This window comes from Gilliamella sp. HK2 (genome assembly GCF_001690265.1).
In the GTDB taxonomy this organism is placed as follows: domain Bacteria; phylum Pseudomonadota; class Gammaproteobacteria; order Enterobacterales; family Orbaceae; genus Gilliamella; species Gilliamella apicola_C.
In genome coordinates this window covers 1-16,264 of sequence record NZ_LZGV01000097.1, presented here as the reverse complement: position 1 = coordinate 16,264, position 16,264 = coordinate 1, and the positions used below count along the sequence as shown (strand labels likewise).

The window sequence follows — 16,264 nt, the reverse complement described above, 5'->3', positions numbered from 1 at the left end:
CTGGTAAATGGGCAAAAAGGATTTACTTGTTGCGCAATTGCTTACCATTATTTTTTGTTGGATTTGTGGCATTAAATACCGACAATAGCGATGGGGTATGGATGCGCATGTATGGTACTGATGCTTTTGGCTTGCTTTGCCTGAGTTTTCCATACTTGTCAATAGTCTTACGATAAAGGAAAATAATAATTTATTGCGCTAGTTACGATCTACTATTAATAAAATACATGCTGGCACACTACAGAAGATACCAAAAGTAAAAAATATTATTATTTTTCCCCATCAGAATAAGATTTTTTTAAAAGAATGTAGTGAAATATGGGTGATAAAACACCTAGCTAAGTAACCATCAGCAATAAAGCAGATTTACTAGTAGCATTTTTAACGTATTTTGGGAAGGGTTAATTTAAGGAGTATAAATGAATATTTTTTCACGCTTATTTGGTAAGAAATCAAAATTACAACAAGCTGATGAAGCATTAATTGAAAATCCAAATATTCAAGCGCCATTAGCATTAAGCATTGTTTTTAAGGGGCAGTTCTATTTAGATCAAGATAATTTATTAAAGCAATTACGTAGTATTGATTCATCAATGAAAAATATTCGATGCCAAATGCCATATGGCAAGTTAGATGACGGATGTTATGCTTTATTTGGTTGGAAAAATCATGTCATTAAATTAATTGGCATCAATGCTCCTTATCCTGCTGATGTTTTAGAAATATGCGTGGCACCAGCACATTACAGTCAGGATATTAAAGATCAAGTTCGTGAAAATGATAGTTATATCATTCTATATTATACTGGATATGAAAAGAATATACTTGAGCAATACTTGGCTTTAACTCGTTTTGCAGCTAGTTTTGAACCATTTAATGGTTTAGCGCTGATTAATGGAAAAGGGCATAGCTCATTACCAATAAAAGTTATTCGTCAATTAGCCACAGAAAAAGGTGGAATAGAAGGGTTATGTCATTGCTTACCAATGTTTTATTGTGGTTTTTGTCAAATATGAAATAGAAAATGTTAAAGGTGTGTGGATGCGCACGTATGGCGCTGACGCTTTTGGATTACCTGATTTTGCTGTATTAGCTAATAGCCATGATGAAGGCGTATACTATTTTGATATGTTTAGCAATATTCTACAGTATTTACGCGATAGTGGTACAACAATGGCTTCTGGTGACACAATGGAAGTTGGCGATAATAAAATGATGTCTTTACGCACACCACGTGATGATGAAAGTTTTTTAAAAGATGAAGGGTACGTTTTAGTCGTTGAAATAAATAGCAATAATGCAACTGAATAAATACTTAACTCGCCAGCAAAATTAATCTAATAAAATAAACGTCTATTTTTAAATAGTGCGTTTATTTTGTAGGTTAATTTTATCACTTAATTTATTGTTCAATTTACTTATCGTTATCGATAGTGCTAGCCCATTATCAAAACGTTATTTTTTCATTGTAATTACAATATCGCCAGTATTAAGTCTTACCTTTTCACCATTATATTGGTACTCCGACCACAGAGCAGGGTTATCCGATTCACAGTCATTAATGATTCGATACTCACTATAACCTGTATTGTTGCCTAAGATAGGTATAATCTCACCAACAGATCTTTCAATATCATGTTCAGACAAGTAGGTAATTAATTTTTTGACTAATTCTAGTTTGTGTTTTAACTCTGGATTATCTTTATACGATGATTCCATAAAATTAATAATATCTAACATTTATAACCTTTATAAAAATGTAAAACCAAAAAAATGATTTGGGTTAAAAAGTAAATTACCACAGTCTTGGCCATTGAGGTAATTTATACTCATTGAGGAAAAGGGTATTGATGAGTATGCTATTTCGGTGATAGTTACAGTTTGCTCGGTTTTGAATAATTGCGAATAAATTGACATTAATGAAAAATGATCATCGCCATCTAACGTAAACCATGCTTTAATTTCTGTTAATTCATTATATTGTATAATACCTGCTTCACTGAGATATAACTCAAAAATAACTTCATCAATAATAAAATATAATCTATCATAAAGCGGGTGAAAAATCGGCAGAGTAGCATAATCAACATAGCCAGCGATCATGACATCCTTTAGTTCACCGAGCATTAATCTATCAAAAAATCCTTGCATGATTAACCCTTTTTTTACTTTGTACAGTTAACTCAAAAAACGATTCTATTGTAATCAATATATCAAGAAAGTTTTTATATTAAACTTAACATTTACGCCATTCATTTTTTCACCTATACTTGTTTAAGTTTAAGCATGTATGGGTAGTTTCCACCAAAGCCTCAAACCCCATGTACAGCGCTTCCAATCGTGGCGTTGATTGGGGTTTGTTTTCTTATCGTTTAAATACTTGATATCTAACATACAGTTTCTCTAAATAATCAAAGTAGTATGTAAATGTTATCACACTCAATTAGCATCATTAGCTATTTCAAACATCATCCAAAAGGTGTCTATTATTTGATAAATAGAACTCACCGATTTCTTGCACATCTTTATCGTCACTTTGTAAAGCTAAATTTGCCAATTTTTTTGATAATTTCTGGCTAAATGAATTGAATAAATACATCAATATACCAAATGTTTGATAATCCTGTTGCCCTAAAATAGGGGTAATATAATTCCAAATATGTTTTTCTAGCCACTGCGTATTGATACTTAAAATAATCTCTTGGCATAATTTTGTATTGCCATCTAAATATTGCATAATGTTAATAATTTCAGGTAATAAGCTTATTTTGATTGCTTCTGGAAATTGTTTGATCAAATGTAATAATAAAGGATCAAACTTTTGGGTTAAATGTGTTTTAAGTAATTCAACAGTTTTAGGCTCATTAGCTAATAAATAGAGTTTATCTAATAAATTATCCTGTAGATTAATGCAGTCGGTTAAAAGCTGATTTATCTCATTGAATGAGTGCATTTTTTGTTACCTGTTTTATTTATGATGCTGCTTAAGGTTTTATCTGGCAAAACCATATCCAATTATCATGATGAAAATAGAATGCAATATTGTTATCGGGGCAGATAAGTAGGCTATCATCATGAATATTATCTAGGCAATGGGTTGATATTTCCAATCCATTGGTATAAGCATCATAATAATATCCTGATTTAATGGTATATTGTTTTATAATTTGAGTAAATTTTTCAAAAGCATTGTTATCAATTTTTACACAATGGTGATTCAAATGTTTATCAATATGTTTGATATTATTGGCAAATTTCTGCCACTTTCCATTAATTAGAAAGTGATATCGTTGTTTTTTATCTTGCTTTATAAAGTTGTTTATAAAAAAATTTAGATGATTCATAGCATATTGAATATCAAGTTATGATTTGACCTTTATATATTGCCATTTTATCTTAAAAAATGCCTTTTAATTGTTTTTTTGATATTTTGATCTGTTTAGCAATGACTTCTACATAGAATGAATCGCTTTGAATAATATAATGCCAATAATCCCCACGATCGTAGTGTCGCCAATCAGGAAAATGAGATTGCCGTTCACTGGCTAATTGCGCCAGCCATGATGATTCAGGAATAACCCAATAACAACTAGTAAAATCATCGCTATCACAATGATTATAATAGGCAAGTTTTTTGTTTCGTTCAAAACGCATTGCCCAAACGCTAGAAAATTCAAATATACCTGTAAATTTAGAATATTTTGCTGGCTTATACCATATTTTACAATAGGCAGTTAACTCATCACCTTTAGACTTTATAACAAGATCATCGTTGGGGGCTTGCCAGTAAGGAAGCTCAACTGGGTAGGCAAAATCCTTGTCCTGTAAGCGCTGATTAGCGAGACCGTAATTGGTTAAGATTGTTTGAATATGATCTTCAAAGTGGCAATTAAGGTATTCATTTGCAGTAATGATGACAGTAAGAATATAAGATGAACGTATAGTAATATCAAAATTGGGATCGATTTTGTCATAAACCCAAATAGTAAAACCATCGAGGTTTGCTTTAGCTATATCACTATCCTTTTGATAGTTGAATTTACTGTCAAAAGCTTGAGCTAGTGTTGCTAATAGTTGTTCGAATGAACACTGCTCATCAATTAAAAATCTTAGCCATTTTTTGGGGGTATCCATTTGTTCCTACTTATTACCATATATTGGAATTGATTTAAGGTTTTGCTACTAAAATATATTTTTATTGTATCTATGATATGTAGTCTATTTTATTTTTTAGGTAATGCAATAAGATTAATCGATAATTATATTATTGCTTGTATTGAGTTGGTTGAAATTGGTGGGTATTTTTAGTGCAACATAAAAAATAGCAGTGCGACATTTTAGCCGCACCGTTATTGCTTATATTATTGTTAGTGTCGTTGAATTGATTTAAATTGTTTTGTTGTTTGTTTAAGTGCTATTTCTGTTGGTAAACGTTCCATTGAACTAGCTCCATAAAATCCATTACAATCAGGGCAATTGTCTAAAATATATTTAGCGTCTTCTGGAGTAGCAATAGGGCCACCATGGCATAAAATTATAATATCTGGTCGAATTGTTTTAGCTGCTTTAGCCCATTGATTGATTAAAGGCACACAGTCAGCAAGCTTTAAAGCCGTTTCAGCACCAATACTACCGCCCGTAGTTAATCCCATATGGGGTACTAAAATATCAGCGCCAGCTTTAGCCATATCGATTGCGTTTTGTTCACTAAATACATAAGGTGTTGTTAGCAGATCTTTTTCATGTGCTTTGCGAATCATTTCTACTTCTAAAGCGTATCCCATACCTGTTTCTTCAAGGTTTGCTCTAAAGTTACCATCAATTAGTCCAACGGTTGGGAAGTTTTGTACGCCAACAAATCCAGTTTCCTTTAATTTATCTAAAAATTGATCGAATTGGCAAAATGGATCTGTTCCATTAACGCCTGCTAACACTGGCGTGTGTTTAACTACTGGTAACACCTCTTTAGCCATATCCATCACGATTTCGTTCGCATTACCGTAGGCAAGTAATCCCGCCAATGAGCCTCTACCTGCCATGCGATAACGACCAGAGTTATAAATGACAATAAGGTCAATGCCACCTGCTTCTTCACATTTTGCCGATAGACCTGTGCCAGCACCTCCACCAATGATGGGTTGTCCTTTTGCGATCATATCATGAAATTTCTTTAGTAACTGTGAACGTTGGTTTTTCATAGTTTTCTCCACTTAATTTTTAATTATTTGAATAAATTCATTAATAATCAGATCACAAAAATGGGGCGAGTTAATATGATGAGGTGTTTTTATTAATTTTCTTTTAGGGGTCTGAATAAATGTTTTTTCAAATTCATCAATAAAGGCTTTATTCGCTTTTGGTGACCAAAAAATTCCTCCTTCAATATCCAATGCTGAAAAGCCACCTTCAGGGATAATAAAAGTAACGTAACCTTGGCATTGATTAAGTTTATTTGCTATCCAATTAGCCATTTTTTTATTTTCTTCCGGCGTTGTTCGCATTAAGGTTACTTGTGGATTGTGTGGGTAAAATAAACGATCTTTATATTTTTCAGGAATAGTTTCAGGGCTAGAAAAATTAACCATATCAAGTGCTCCACACGATCCAATATATGGAATTTGGCTTCTAGCAATTGCGCCAAAACGATCTTCATTGCAAGCTAAAACACCATCAAATAAATAGTCACATACTTCTGTTGTGGTAATATCCAGTACTGCATGTAATAACTTGCTATCAGCTAGCTTTTCCATCGCTTTACCTCCACTGCCTGTAGCATGGAAAACGAGGCAATCATAATGATCGTGCAATTTGGCTGATATAGATTGAACGCATGTGGTTGTAACACCAAACATAGTTAAGCCAATTGCAGGTTTATCTTCGATCGTTTCTTGGGTTTTAAAAAGAACTGAACCTGCAATAAAGTTAGCCGCATTTGATAAGACTTTTCTTGATATAACATTAATTCCTGCAATATCTGTGACTGAATACATCATTGCAATATCGCTTGCGCCAATATAATCAGAAATATTGCCAGATGCCATTGTAGATACCATGAGTTTAGGAATGCCAACAGCAAGTGATTGCATAGCAGGGGTAATTAATGCCGTTCCTCCTGAGCCTCCTAATCCTAGTATAGCGTCTACATCATTTTGAGCCATCAAAAATAGTTTGAATGCATCTGCCATTGCAACAATCGCTTTACCTCGGTCACCACAAAATATAGCCGATTTGCCATGTGGATGGTAACTTGCAACCATTTCTGACGTGATAGTTGCTAAATGATTAAATTGATGAAGTTGTGTGGAAATATCGATAATTTTATAATTAAGATTTTTTAAATCGAGAAGGGTTTTGATATAAATGATTTCTTCCCTTTTGGTGTCTAGTGTCGTAACCAAATAAATTGTGCTAGTTGATGCCATTTATCGCTCCTAAGCAGGTTAATAAGGGTAATACTTTTACCAAAAGGGTGGTTAATAGTCATACATTATATACTCAAAATGAGACATAAGTCTCATTTTTATAATACTAATTTTAACTTAATGATTAAAATGCAGTATTATTTGATGATGAATTCAAATATAACAATATATCTAATGATTCAAGAGACTTTATTGTGTTCTACAAAATATACAGGCGCCAAAAAGAAGACTTATGAACGTTTAATTAATACAGCATTAGAAGCATTAGAGCAGGGCTTTGAACTGTCTATAACCGAATTAGCTGACAAATCGGGGATTTCAAGAGCAACCGCTTATCGCTATTTCCCAACACAAAGTGATCTTATTTCTGCAACTGTTGAAAGCGCTTTAGGTCCGATTTTTAGTTGGCGATCAGAAAAACAAAATGCAGAAGAACGCATCAATGATTTTTTAGCTTTTGCCTTTCCGCAAATGTTAAAACATGAAGGGGCACTACGCGCAGCACTAAGGGTTTCATTACAACAATGGGCAACAAAACGAGCGTCATTATCTCCACAAACCGAAAAATTGGTGCGAGGTAATCGCAAAGAAATACTTGCAACAATTTTATCTCCTCTTAAAGCCGAGCTCCCTGATGAACTATATAATAAGGTTATTTATGCAATTTCGATTATTTATGGCTCTGAAATATTTATGGTACTCAAAGATATCTGGATGCTTGATGACCAGTCTATAATATCACTATCGCAATGGATAGCTAAATCAGTCATTAACCAAGCTAAACAAGATGCCTCAAAATTTTGATTGATGTGCTATGATAGCTAGTTAGCCTAATTTTGCTGATCGCTAGTGCTATGATAAAAATAAATGATTTTGTGAAAATTAATCCTTATTCACGTGTTTAAAGTAGGAAAACGATAATGAAAAAGCTTGTTTTTATTCTGATTTTTTGTCTTTGTGGGTGTGTGCATAAGCAAACGCAAATTTTACCCAGTAGTGACACCATTATCAAATTAAAGAGTGATGAAAAAATAGGTATTATTGCTGAATCACAAACATACTCATACCAATTTACAAGTGCCGATGCGATAGACAAGCTCAAAAGCTACCGTAATTTTTTAGCAGAATATAAAAATGATATTGAAAAAGTCTCTATCACTTTTTTCCGAGAACATGCAAGCGATGAAATGATCGTTCGGTATAGTAATCTTATCCCAGAAAAAACAGTTTTAAACAATAACAATTTTTCAATGAAGTCTAAATCAGAATGGGTGTTAAAAGATGGTTATTATCAAGTGTCATTTAGCACAAAAGGAAATGCCTATAAGCAAGCAAATACGCTATCTGATCAATATTTATTACCAACCCCCATTACCGTATTAGTCAAACCTAGAAATGAAATAAAAGCTAGTGAGGACATCACAGGTGATGTAGCAGGTTTAATTATATTGCCAGTTTTTATTCCATTAATGATGATTAGTTGTATTATGGGACCTTGTTAAAAGCTATGTATAAAAGCTATGTATAAAAGCTATGCATAAAAGCTCTGTGTAGAAAAAGTTCGCCATCACATGCTAGGAAAATGAGAATAATTGATCTACTGCCTATGATTTGAAGTGGAAAAGTAGAACAAAAAAGCTAGCCAATGTGTTGTTATAATTTACTATTATTAATGACCAAAAAGCTGAGTATTTTAAATATGCTCAGCCCTTTTTTAATAGCTATTAAACATTTTAACTTTACTTGCTAAATTTGAAAATGCACACTTATTTGTGCATAGTCACTATGCTTATCGTTAGTGATATTGAATAGGGTGTTCACTTTGTTCATCATGTACTATTTGTTTATCATGTACTAAAAGTAGACATGTGTCACTTGATGATACCGCTTGTTGTAAGCGAGCTTTGTCTTGCTCATTAAGTTTATTGATACAAGCAACCACATAACTGCAAGTTTTGTTTTGTAACGCTTTTTCAATAGTTGATATTAAGTTTGCGTTATTTAAATTTGCTAGATGAACAACTTTGTTTTTATCTAAACCTGCGATATTAATCCATGAACGCTTTAACATTGGTCGGGTCGAAAGCCATAATTGCCATTTTTTAGCTTTGTTAAGTGATTTTAATAAAGGCCGTTGTTGTTGTAATACTTGTTGAAAAGGCGATTCAAAATTAATCGCCATAAGTTGTTGTGTTGAATGTTCAATAAGCATAATAATCTTAACACTGTTTTTATATACAGTGTATGTTAGTACAGTATTTCCCGCTTGTAAACTTTATTTTGATTGGTTTTTTATATTATTTACAACTATTCAACTTTAAGAACGTAACCATTGATATGACAATATTCCTAAAAAAGTCATTAAAACAGAACCAATTACATGTATAAATAGGGTTGCCAACCCCCAAGATATTCGACCTTCTTGTAAAAAATTGACAATTTCGGCTGAAAAGGTTGAAAACGTTGATAACCCGCCACAGAAACCCGTTATAACCAATAACCGCCATTCTGCCGATAGGTTAGAATGATTAAAAAAAGCAATCGCAAAACCAATAATGTAGCCTGCAACTAAATTTGATAGTAGTGTACCTAATGGGATAGCAAAAGTGATCGCATTGAATTTAAGTGATAAAAACCACCGTAATAAACCGCCAGCTACAGAACCCACTGAAATGGCTAACACCAGTTTTAGCATGATAAAACATCCTTAATGATAAAAAACATCAAATTAACTTTAACAAAATCTTAGTATTGGCCTTTTATTGCTAATTACAATAAAAATCATTTCTTAAATAATCAAAATCCATAAAATTATAGCGTCATCATACCAGTTGAAAATACAAATAGGAACTTCTGACCAAGTTGCGATAGAATGTTCATCATTAAGTAAAAAATTGGGGTATAGATATGTTTACGGGTATTGTTCAAGGTGTTGGTCAGATTATTGATATTATAGACCAAGATAAATTAAGAACTTATAAAGTGAAGTTACCGCATCAATTAACCGATAAAATTGAAATTGGGGCTTCGATAGCCAATGATGGTTGCTGTTTAACTGTAACGAAGTTTGATAATGGCGTAGTATCATTTGATATTATGGAAGAAACGTTAGCATTAACCACATTAGGTGATAAAAAAATTAACGATTTTGTAAATATAGAACGAAGCGCAAAATTTGGTGATGAAGTGGGTGGGCATATTATGTCAGGGCATATATCTTGCACAGCAATAATTGTTGATATTCAAAAAACAGCAACTAATTGCCATATGACATTACAGTTACCATCTCAGTTTAGCAAATATGTATTATATAAAGGTTTTATTGGTATTGACGGTGCAAGTTTAACGGTTGGGCAGATAGATAAAGATAGCTTTATGATTCATTTAATCCCTGAAACGTTAGCTATTACCACGTTAGATTCGAAAACAGTAGGAGATAAGGTAAATATTGAAATTGATGCTCAAACACAAGCTATTGTTGATACCGTTGAACGGGTACTGGCGGCAAAATAATCTTAAATAATTGGAATAGGCGATAAATAATAATACTTATACTCATGAACAAATAAAGATTAAAACCACACAGACTAATTGCGTTTTATCATTCAATAATCAATTTTAGTTAAAAATTCAAGGCGCTGGGCTACTTTTTTAAGTAATTAATAGATTGGCTAAATAAGAACTATTAAGCTAATCCAGGGCCTAATTTATCACGGCAAGATGCTAATAATTAAAGATGAGAGTAATTAACCGATCAAATAACGACGTTTTTTGTATTAAAGCCTTTAATTGTAAAGAATAATGTATCTTTGTAATATTGACTAACCCTAAATAAGATAAGCAATACTTACTTTTGTAAAATAATAGCAATATCGCTAGTCTGTTATTTAAATATATGCCAATTACCACTTCAAAACAACCAAAAAAACTTTAATAAAATCAATGGTTTTTCTGAATGATTTTTTCTCTAATCAAGCAGGCTATTGATCGATAGTTTGTTTAAAAAATAGACTTGATTTTTTCTCAAATCAGCGCTTATATATAACAGTGATGAGCATGGTGCTTATCACTCATTTAACTTTGGAGGAACTTATAATGGTACAAAAATTTGCTCCGTACGGTAGTGATGTCTCGTCTGGCACTTATAAGTGTGCCGACTGTGGGTATGTTTATTCAAACCAAAGTAAGAAATCGTTACCTCCTTGCCCTGATCATAATAAAACACCGCATAGCAAAAATGGTTGGTATATTATGTCTGGACAAGGGGATTCAGTTAAAGATCCTCATCCAGATAAAAAATAATCTTATAAGTTAATACCATCAAAAGGTAACCGACTAGGTTACCTTTTTTACCGCATTAAAATTAAATTCCTAACATTATAGGGCTATATGATTTAAAAAGTAACACATTAATTCTTATATAAAAATTAAGTGAATTATAAGAGTCACATTGATTAAAATAATCGATGGAAAATAAGAAATTAAGAATCATCAAATCAATTTTTAAAGATCACACATTGCTTTTGCAATTTGTTATGTGTTTATGATTAAGTCATATAAATACGTGACATTGTCACTTATAATAAAATACTTGATGATAAAAAATTATTTTTCATTGATATATTTTTATTACCAATATTTCCTCGCTGCTGTTTGGGATTAATCTTAATTAACTTAATATTTAATTATTTTTTCGATTTTGTATAATATGATGATCTAATTAGAATTGTTACAATCAACAATAATTAATAATAAGGGGTATATTGACTCAGTATTGGCAATTTTTAGTAACCAATTAAATTATGCTAAAAGCAAATGGATGTTGTGCTATTTATGCGATTAAAATAACATAACTTGATTAAGTTTCAATTTAAGGAATACCGAAGTGAAAAAACGAATAAAATTGGCTGTGCTACTTTCTTCATTTTTGATGATTTCGAACGCTTATAGCGCGGAATTACCCTCGTCAGCAAATATCACAAAAGCTTTCGCTGATAGTGCTAAAAGATCAATATTAGGCGAAGGAGGAAAATTTCCTATTAAAACTGAAGCGGGCTACGAAGTTACTAATATTTTTTATAATCTGAATAACGTCGTATTTGAATATAGTATGCCAACTGATAGCCAAAGCGTTTCCATTGTAGATATTACTGAAGGAATTAGGCTTGGGCTCAATGCACAATTTTGTAGTAAACAAGATGTGGTTGATGTATTACGGGCTTATGACATTCGCTTCTTGTTCCGTTTCCAATTCAATGATGATCGAAATGTACCAGCAACATTGTCAATTGATGAAATTTGTGAAGAGCCAAAATAAATAGCTTTGGCCATCGTTCCAAGTAGTTCGTAAAATTAACGCTCATTTTGCGAGCTTACTTTATTCAAAGTTACTACCAGCTGATTTATTAAGTTATTTTTGAAAAAACTTTTTAGATTTTCTATTTACATAACTAAACCTTTGCATAATAGCATAATTCACTTTTCAAATTTTGTACTGCATATTCGCTTTTTATTGATTTATTATCATTGTTACCGCCGTCTTTTTGGATTATTATCACAACATGTACTAATTAGCATATCTTGCTAATTAAAGATGTGATTAAGGTGATGTTATATTGAGTGAACCAGAAAAAGGGAAACAATGATGAGCCTTAAAAATAGATTAGTTGAATACACGCAGACTTTGAATAATGTTCAAATTGATAATCCTTTCAAAAAGTTTCCTGACTATCAAGTTCTTAGACACAAAAGTAGTGGTAAGTGGTTTGGCCTCATTATGTCAGTAGAGAAAAATAAATTAGGTCTCAACTCGGAAGAGGTTGTGGAAATCATTGATGTCAAATCCGATCCTGAATTAATTTCTATAATAAAAAATAGCACTGGTTTATTACCAGCATATCATATGAATAAAAATAACTGGATTACCATAATGCTAGATGGATCTGTGCCACTAGAACAAATAATACATTTATTAGACTACAGTTATAATTTAACGAATAAAGATAAAGTTTGAATTTGCACTGATATATCTAATGACTGTCTCGACAAATAAATAACCGTGTAATTCATGAAAAACGGCTATAAAAAAGTGATCTAAGCCAAGTTACTCAACAACTGTTTTTTGTTTCTCACAATCTATGAGTAGTTATATGATAAATCCCCTATAGAGCATGCGAGGTAAATATCGCCGGTATTTTTATAAAAACATATTGAAAATCATTATGTTTTAAATAAGAAGTCACTGGATCACACGGAATTATGTTATATATAGAAGTTTGATTTTATTTTAGAACAACAAACAGGACAATAAATCTTATTGTTTAAAATAAGATTTATCAGAAAATATTATTCAATTGCATTATAATGCCTAAGGACAATCCATTTACCATTTATTTAGGAATCAATTCATGTCATTTGACTCTCTTGGTTTAGATGCCGAGATTTTAAAAGCAATTCAAGAACAAAACTATACCAGCCCGACGCCCATTCAACAACAAGCTATACCGGTCATTTTATCTGGTAAAGATCTTATGGCGAGTGCACAAACAGGGACAGGTAAAACGGCGGGCTTTGGCTTGCCCATTTTACAAAAATGGCTTGAGCAGAAAACTAAAGACGCTAATAATCCAAATAGCAAAAAAAATAAACGTTCTTTATATGCCTTGATTTTAGCGCCAACACGTGAGCTTGCAGCCCAAATTGGCGAAAATATTCGTGACTATAGCCGTTATTTACCGATTCGATCTTTGGTAGTATTTGGTGGTGTAAGTATAAATCCTCAAATGATGAAATTACGGGGCGGTGTGGATATATTAATTGCAACACCGGGACGATTACTTGATTTAGTACAACAAAATGCCGTGGATCTTTCAACCGTTAAAATGCTAGTGTTGGATGAAGCCGATCGCATGTTAGATATGGGATTTATTCATGATATCCGTCGTGTAATTGCTAAATTACCGAAAAAACGCCAAAATTTAATGTTTTCAGCTACTTTCTCTGATGAGATAAAAGTGTTAGCGCAATCTCTATTACATTCACCAGAATCTGTTGCAGTAGCTAAAACCAATAGCGCTTCAGAGCAAATAACCCAATATATACATAGAGTAGATAAACGCCGTAAACGAGAGCTATTGTCTTATTTAATTGGTAAAAACCAATGGCAACAAGTATTAATCTTTACCCGCACTAAATACGGTGCAAATCACTTAGCGGAACAGCTAACTAAAGATGGCATTAAAGCAGCTGCTATTCATGGAAATAAAAGCCAAGGGGCACGAACTAAAGCCTTAGCCGATTTCAAAAGTGGGCAAATTAGAGCATTAGTAGCTACTGATATTGCAGCAAGAGGTCTTGACATTGAGCTGTTGCCTTATGTCGTTAATTATGAATTACCGCAAGTTGCTGAAGATTATGTACATCGCATTGGGCGAACAGGGCGTGCACAAAATGAAGGGCAGGCTATTTCGCTCGTGTGTATTGATGAACTGGCTCAATTAAAAGCGATTGAAAAATTAATAAAAAAGCCGATTCCAGAATTAACAACTAACGGGTTTGAAGTTGATCCAAAAATTAAAGCTGAGCCTGTAAAAAAATCATCGCCAAGGCGAGCATCACCAAAAAGAGCAAATGTAACGGGGGCTGGTCGATCGTCGCACTCTAATCAAAAGAGTATTAAATCTTCAAATAGATCGAATCACTCTAATAATAAAAAAACTAATATTTAACAAAGTAGAAGGAAACTATTATGGTAAATCGTAGCAAGCGTTTACGAAAAAAATTACATATTGAAGAGTTCAAAGAATTAGGCTTTACTGTTAGCTGGTCTTTTGACGAAGGCACAAGCGAAGAGACTTTAGATAACATTGTTGATCAGTTTATTCTTGAAGCCATTCAACCAAATGGTTTAGCTTATGAGGGGAGTGGTTATTTAAATTGGCAAGGTATTATTTGCACCCAAAAATTAGGAAATTGTACTGAAGAACATCGTGACGTTGTCACAAAATGGTTGGAAGATCATGGTTTAAAAAATGTTAAAACCAGTCAACTTATTGATATTTGGTGGGATGAGCTAGCATTTTAATTATTACGTTATTTTTAAATATACGTTATTCTTAAATAAAAGTAGTCACGTATGTGGCTATTTTTATAACTGAATTTTATCGTGCTACTGGTTAATTTATTTTTTATTAACTATATTAATATCAACTACATCAACTATTATATTTACATCTTCTTAAGGATGGCTATTTATAATACAATCATACAAACGATAAAATATATCCAATAATAAGTGGATTACCTCGGTGAGTAAAAAACTATCATTAAGATAATTACAGTCTACTATTTGGGCAGGGCTCAATTACATTATGAGTGAAAACACTATTTTCAAGCTTGATAAAAAATATACATCTTTTCTATTTAAAGCGATAGAAGCAGCAAAGAAAAGTGAATTTGTGATCAAACACAAATACGATATCGATCATTTTTATATATCTTTTAGTCACCATATAAAGATAAATAATGGAGCCAAATGTTACACAATACGGTTTTATTCAGAAGAAGTAACACAAAATAATTGGATGGATATTGGTTAAGGAGGAATAGTAATAGATGATATTAATGTTGATATAGACATGGATTCAGGAGAAGTTATTTCCATTTATGCAAGCCGTTAATATAAAAAAGATTTTATAAAAACTAACCAATGTACTATAAAAATATTATATTAAACAATGCATTGATAAATTGAATGGGTTATGGTAGAAAGACACAACACAACCATAGTTCAGTCGGTAGAACGGCGGACTGTTAATCCGTATGTCACAGGTTCAAGTCCTGTTAGAGGAGCCAATTTCCGAATCCCTATAGCCTGTTTATAGCGGGTATTTTTTTATCTTAAAATACCCACTTATTTATTTCGTTGTTACAACAAATACGCTTAAAACCACGTTTTTTGGGATATGTATTTAATTTTTTAATCTTCTTATCAAATTAATGAGTTGCTAAAAGAAATTTAAATGATCACAATTGGATTGAATATTATCATTGTAGTTATTTTTAAATGTTAAGTAAAATCAAATTGATAAATGAAAGGTTTTTATAGTAAAAAATGTTCCTATAATATTGCAAGGACAATATAGCAGCAGCCCTTTCACCGCGCTAGAATGCGTCGACAACTAAGCAAGGTTAGCACGGCAAGTATGGATGTTTGGTGAGTTTGGGCTTTGTTAGGAATAAATTTGAACATCTGAGCAAAGTGAAGAAGGCATCAAAGAGGCGAGTATCAGGATGATACGAGTAAAAAAGTGAGGGGTGTTAAGGAATTTGCTAATTTCCTAACTCGACCGTTGTCACTGTTGCTATTGCTTCCACTACAAAAAGCTCAACATGTCCGAAACCCAATCACACAAATTATAGTCAAATACTGTCACCCAAACCCGAAAACCATAAAAACAGTCAGGTGCGTATTGATTTTATTATGTTTTTACCTTGTTATTTTTTACAAAAATCAAAAAATTCAATGTCTTAAAGCTTTCTTTAAAGCTTAATATGTTTTTTTTACATTCCTTTACAAAAAATCACCAAAAAAACTAGCCAAGCTTTTTTTTAACATTATAATTTTAAAGCTAAAAATTAAATTAGCTTTTTTATAGGCTAATAATCATAAAACAATATTTTATTTGTAAGGTGGGATGTTATGAAGTACAATCTTGGACAACAGACAACAGACAACAGACAACAGACAACAGACAACAGACAACAGACAACAGACAACAGACAACAGACAACAGACAACAGACAACAGACAACAGACAACAGACAACAGACAACAGACAACA

Annotated in this window: 19 protein-coding genes; 11 read left to right on the top strand and 8 right to left on the bottom strand. The window is 32.3% G+C overall.

Translation table 11 applies throughout. The features are described 5' to 3' along the window. Positions 1-419 precede the first annotated feature (419 nt). Complete coding sequence (locus A9G45_RS11465; protein ID WP_081297912.1) at positions 420-1,016, top strand: hypothetical protein; 597 nt, start codon at positions 420-422, stop codon at positions 1,014-1,016. A gap of 25 nt (positions 1,017-1,041) precedes the next feature. After that, complete coding sequence (locus tag A9G45_RS13915) at positions 1,042-1,311, top strand: DUF4261 domain-containing protein (protein WP_081297911.1); 270 nt, start codon at positions 1,042-1,044, stop codon at positions 1,309-1,311. 144 nt (positions 1,312-1,455) lie between these two features. On the opposite strand, the gene A9G45_RS11460 is transcribed toward A9G45_RS13915, so the two are convergent. The 6 genes from A9G45_RS11460 to A9G45_RS11430 all read right to left on the bottom strand — a co-directional run bounded on the left by A9G45_RS11460 (position 1,456) and on the right by A9G45_RS11430 (position 6,422). Further along, the gene (locus tag A9G45_RS11460; protein WP_141672032.1) at positions 1,456-1,719 is read right to left on the bottom strand and encodes a hypothetical protein; all 264 of its coding nucleotides are present in this window, start codon (positions 1,717-1,719) and stop codon (positions 1,456-1,458) included. Positions 1,720-1,749: 30 nt separating this feature from the next. After that, positions 1,750-2,151: a hypothetical protein gene (locus A9G45_RS11455; protein WP_065566658.1), complete on the bottom strand. Its 402-nt coding sequence runs from the start codon at positions 2,149-2,151 to the stop codon at positions 1,750-1,752. Positions 2,152-2,461: 310 nt separating this feature from the next. Then, positions 2,462-2,953, bottom strand: coding sequence for a hypothetical protein (locus tag A9G45_RS11450; protein ID WP_065566659.1), 492 nt, complete (start codon positions 2,951-2,953; stop codon positions 2,462-2,464). A gap of 443 nt (positions 2,954-3,396) precedes the next feature. Continuing rightward, positions 3,397-4,134 carry a hypothetical protein gene (locus A9G45_RS14670; protein WP_218057117.1) on the bottom strand — a complete coding sequence of 246 codons (738 nt, stop codon included), beginning with the start codon at positions 4,132-4,134 and terminating at the stop codon, positions 3,397-3,399. Positions 4,135-4,367: 233 nt separating this feature from the next. Further along, the gene (locus A9G45_RS11435; RefSeq protein WP_065566661.1) at positions 4,368-5,198 is read right to left on the bottom strand and encodes a phosphoenolpyruvate hydrolase family protein; all 831 of its coding nucleotides are present in this window, start codon (positions 5,196-5,198) and stop codon (positions 4,368-4,370) included. A 12-nt stretch (positions 5,199-5,210) separates the two neighbouring features. Further along, positions 5,211-6,422, bottom strand: a complete 1,212-nt coding sequence (locus tag A9G45_RS11430; protein WP_065566662.1) for a Tm-1-like ATP-binding domain-containing protein — start codon at positions 6,420-6,422, stop codon at positions 5,211-5,213. Between the two features lie 174 nt (positions 6,423-6,596). Between A9G45_RS11430 and A9G45_RS11425 the strand changes: the two genes are divergently transcribed. Both A9G45_RS11425 and A9G45_RS11420 read left to right on the top strand, forming a co-directional pair. Beyond that, a complete protein-coding gene (locus A9G45_RS11425; protein ID WP_065566676.1) occupies positions 6,597-7,226 on the top strand; it encodes a TetR/AcrR family transcriptional regulator in 630 nt (209 codons plus the stop codon). Positions 7,227-7,342: 116 nt separating this feature from the next. Continuing rightward, on the top strand, positions 7,343-7,924 hold the full coding sequence (locus tag A9G45_RS11420) for a hypothetical protein (protein ID WP_065566663.1): 582 nt from the start codon (positions 7,343-7,345) through the stop codon (positions 7,922-7,924). A 293-nt stretch (positions 7,925-8,217) separates the two neighbouring features. Here the strand turns inward: A9G45_RS11420 and A9G45_RS11415 are convergent, their stop codons facing one another. Together A9G45_RS11415 and crcB are read right to left on the bottom strand one after the other, a co-directional pair. Beyond that, positions 8,218-8,634, bottom strand: a complete 417-nt coding sequence (locus A9G45_RS11415; protein WP_065566664.1) for a cell division inhibitor SulA — start codon at positions 8,632-8,634, stop codon at positions 8,218-8,220. Positions 8,635-8,739: 105 nt separating this feature from the next. Next, on the bottom strand, positions 8,740-9,117 hold the full coding sequence (crcB, locus tag A9G45_RS11410) for a fluoride efflux transporter CrcB (protein ID WP_065566665.1): 378 nt from the start codon (positions 9,115-9,117) through the stop codon (positions 8,740-8,742). A 212-nt stretch (positions 9,118-9,329) separates the two neighbouring features. Between crcB and A9G45_RS11405 the strand changes: the two genes are divergently transcribed. The 7 genes from A9G45_RS11405 to A9G45_RS11375 all read left to right on the top strand — a co-directional run bounded on the left by A9G45_RS11405 (position 9,330) and on the right by A9G45_RS11375 (position 15,019). Then, positions 9,330-9,935 carry a riboflavin synthase gene (locus A9G45_RS11405; protein WP_065566666.1) on the top strand — a complete coding sequence of 202 codons (606 nt, stop codon included), beginning with the start codon at positions 9,330-9,332 and terminating at the stop codon, positions 9,933-9,935. A gap of 582 nt (positions 9,936-10,517) precedes the next feature. Beyond that, positions 10,518-10,724 (top strand): hypothetical protein, encoded by a 207-nt coding sequence (locus tag A9G45_RS11400; RefSeq protein WP_065566667.1) that lies wholly within the window; start codon positions 10,518-10,520, stop codon positions 10,722-10,724. A gap of 583 nt (positions 10,725-11,307) precedes the next feature. Beyond that, positions 11,308-11,739 (top strand): hypothetical protein, encoded by a 432-nt coding sequence (locus tag A9G45_RS11395; protein ID WP_065566668.1) that lies wholly within the window; start codon positions 11,308-11,310, stop codon positions 11,737-11,739. A gap of 327 nt (positions 11,740-12,066) precedes the next feature. Continuing rightward, positions 12,067-12,435 (top strand): MmcQ/YjbR family DNA-binding protein, encoded by a 369-nt coding sequence (locus A9G45_RS11390; protein WP_065566669.1) that lies wholly within the window; start codon positions 12,067-12,069, stop codon positions 12,433-12,435. Between the two features lie 394 nt (positions 12,436-12,829). After that, positions 12,830-14,149 (top strand): ATP-dependent RNA helicase RhlE, encoded by a 1,320-nt coding sequence (rhlE, locus tag A9G45_RS11385; RefSeq protein WP_081297910.1) that lies wholly within the window; start codon positions 12,830-12,832, stop codon positions 14,147-14,149. Positions 14,150-14,166: 17 nt separating this feature from the next. Beyond that, the gene (locus A9G45_RS11380) at positions 14,167-14,505 is read left to right on the top strand and encodes a YggL family protein (protein ID WP_141672018.1); all 339 of its coding nucleotides are present in this window, start codon (positions 14,167-14,169) and stop codon (positions 14,503-14,505) included. A 286-nt stretch (positions 14,506-14,791) separates the two neighbouring features. Further along, on the top strand, positions 14,792-15,019 hold the full coding sequence (locus A9G45_RS11375) for a hypothetical protein (protein ID WP_065566671.1): 228 nt from the start codon (positions 14,792-14,794) through the stop codon (positions 15,017-15,019). Positions 15,020-16,264 lie beyond the last annotated feature (1,245 nt).

Bases quoted from the DNA above. Each gene is read 5' to 3' on its own strand.
- A9G45_RS11465 (WP_081297912.1), top strand. From the start codon at position 420: ATGAATATTTTTTCACGCTTATTTGGTAAGAAATCAAAATTACAACAA.
- A9G45_RS13915 (WP_081297911.1), top strand. From the start codon at position 1,042: ATGCGCACGTATGGCGCTGACGCTTTTGGATTACCTGATTTTGCTGTA.
- A9G45_RS11460 (WP_141672032.1), bottom strand. From the start codon at position 1,719: ATGGAATCATCGTATAAAGATAATCCAGAGTTAAAACACAAACTAGAA.
- A9G45_RS11455 (WP_065566658.1), bottom strand. From the start codon at position 2,151: ATGCAAGGATTTTTTGATAGATTAATGCTCGGTGAACTAAAGGATGTC.
- A9G45_RS11450 (WP_065566659.1), bottom strand. From the start codon at position 2,953: ATGCACTCATTCAATGAGATAAATCAGCTTTTAACCGACTGCATTAAT.
- A9G45_RS14670 (WP_218057117.1), bottom strand. From the start codon at position 4,134: ATGGATACCCCCAAAAAATGGCTAAGATTTTTAATTGATGAGCAGTGT.
- A9G45_RS11435 (WP_065566661.1), bottom strand. From the start codon at position 5,198: ATGAAAAACCAACGTTCACAGTTACTAAAGAAATTTCATGATATGATC.
- A9G45_RS11430 (WP_065566662.1), bottom strand. From the start codon at position 6,422: ATGGCATCAACTAGCACAATTTATTTGGTTACGACACTAGACACCAAA.
- A9G45_RS11425 (WP_065566676.1), top strand. From the start codon at position 6,597: ATGATTCAAGAGACTTTATTGTGTTCTACAAAATATACAGGCGCCAAA.
- A9G45_RS11420 (WP_065566663.1), top strand. From the start codon at position 7,343: ATGAAAAAGCTTGTTTTTATTCTGATTTTTTGTCTTTGTGGGTGTGTG.
- A9G45_RS11415 (WP_065566664.1), bottom strand. From the start codon at position 8,634: ATGCTTATTGAACATTCAACACAACAACTTATGGCGATTAATTTTGAA.
- crcB (WP_065566665.1), bottom strand. From the start codon at position 9,117: ATGCTAAAACTGGTGTTAGCCATTTCAGTGGGTTCTGTAGCTGGCGGT.
- A9G45_RS11405 (WP_065566666.1), top strand. From the start codon at position 9,330: ATGTTTACGGGTATTGTTCAAGGTGTTGGTCAGATTATTGATATTATA.
- A9G45_RS11400 (WP_065566667.1), top strand. From the start codon at position 10,518: ATGGTACAAAAATTTGCTCCGTACGGTAGTGATGTCTCGTCTGGCACT.
- A9G45_RS11390 (WP_065566669.1), top strand. From the start codon at position 12,067: ATGAGCCTTAAAAATAGATTAGTTGAATACACGCAGACTTTGAATAAT.
- rhlE (WP_081297910.1), top strand. From the start codon at position 12,830: ATGTCATTTGACTCTCTTGGTTTAGATGCCGAGATTTTAAAAGCAATT.
- A9G45_RS11375 (WP_065566671.1), top strand. From the start codon at position 14,792: ATGAGTGAAAACACTATTTTCAAGCTTGATAAAAAATATACATCTTTT.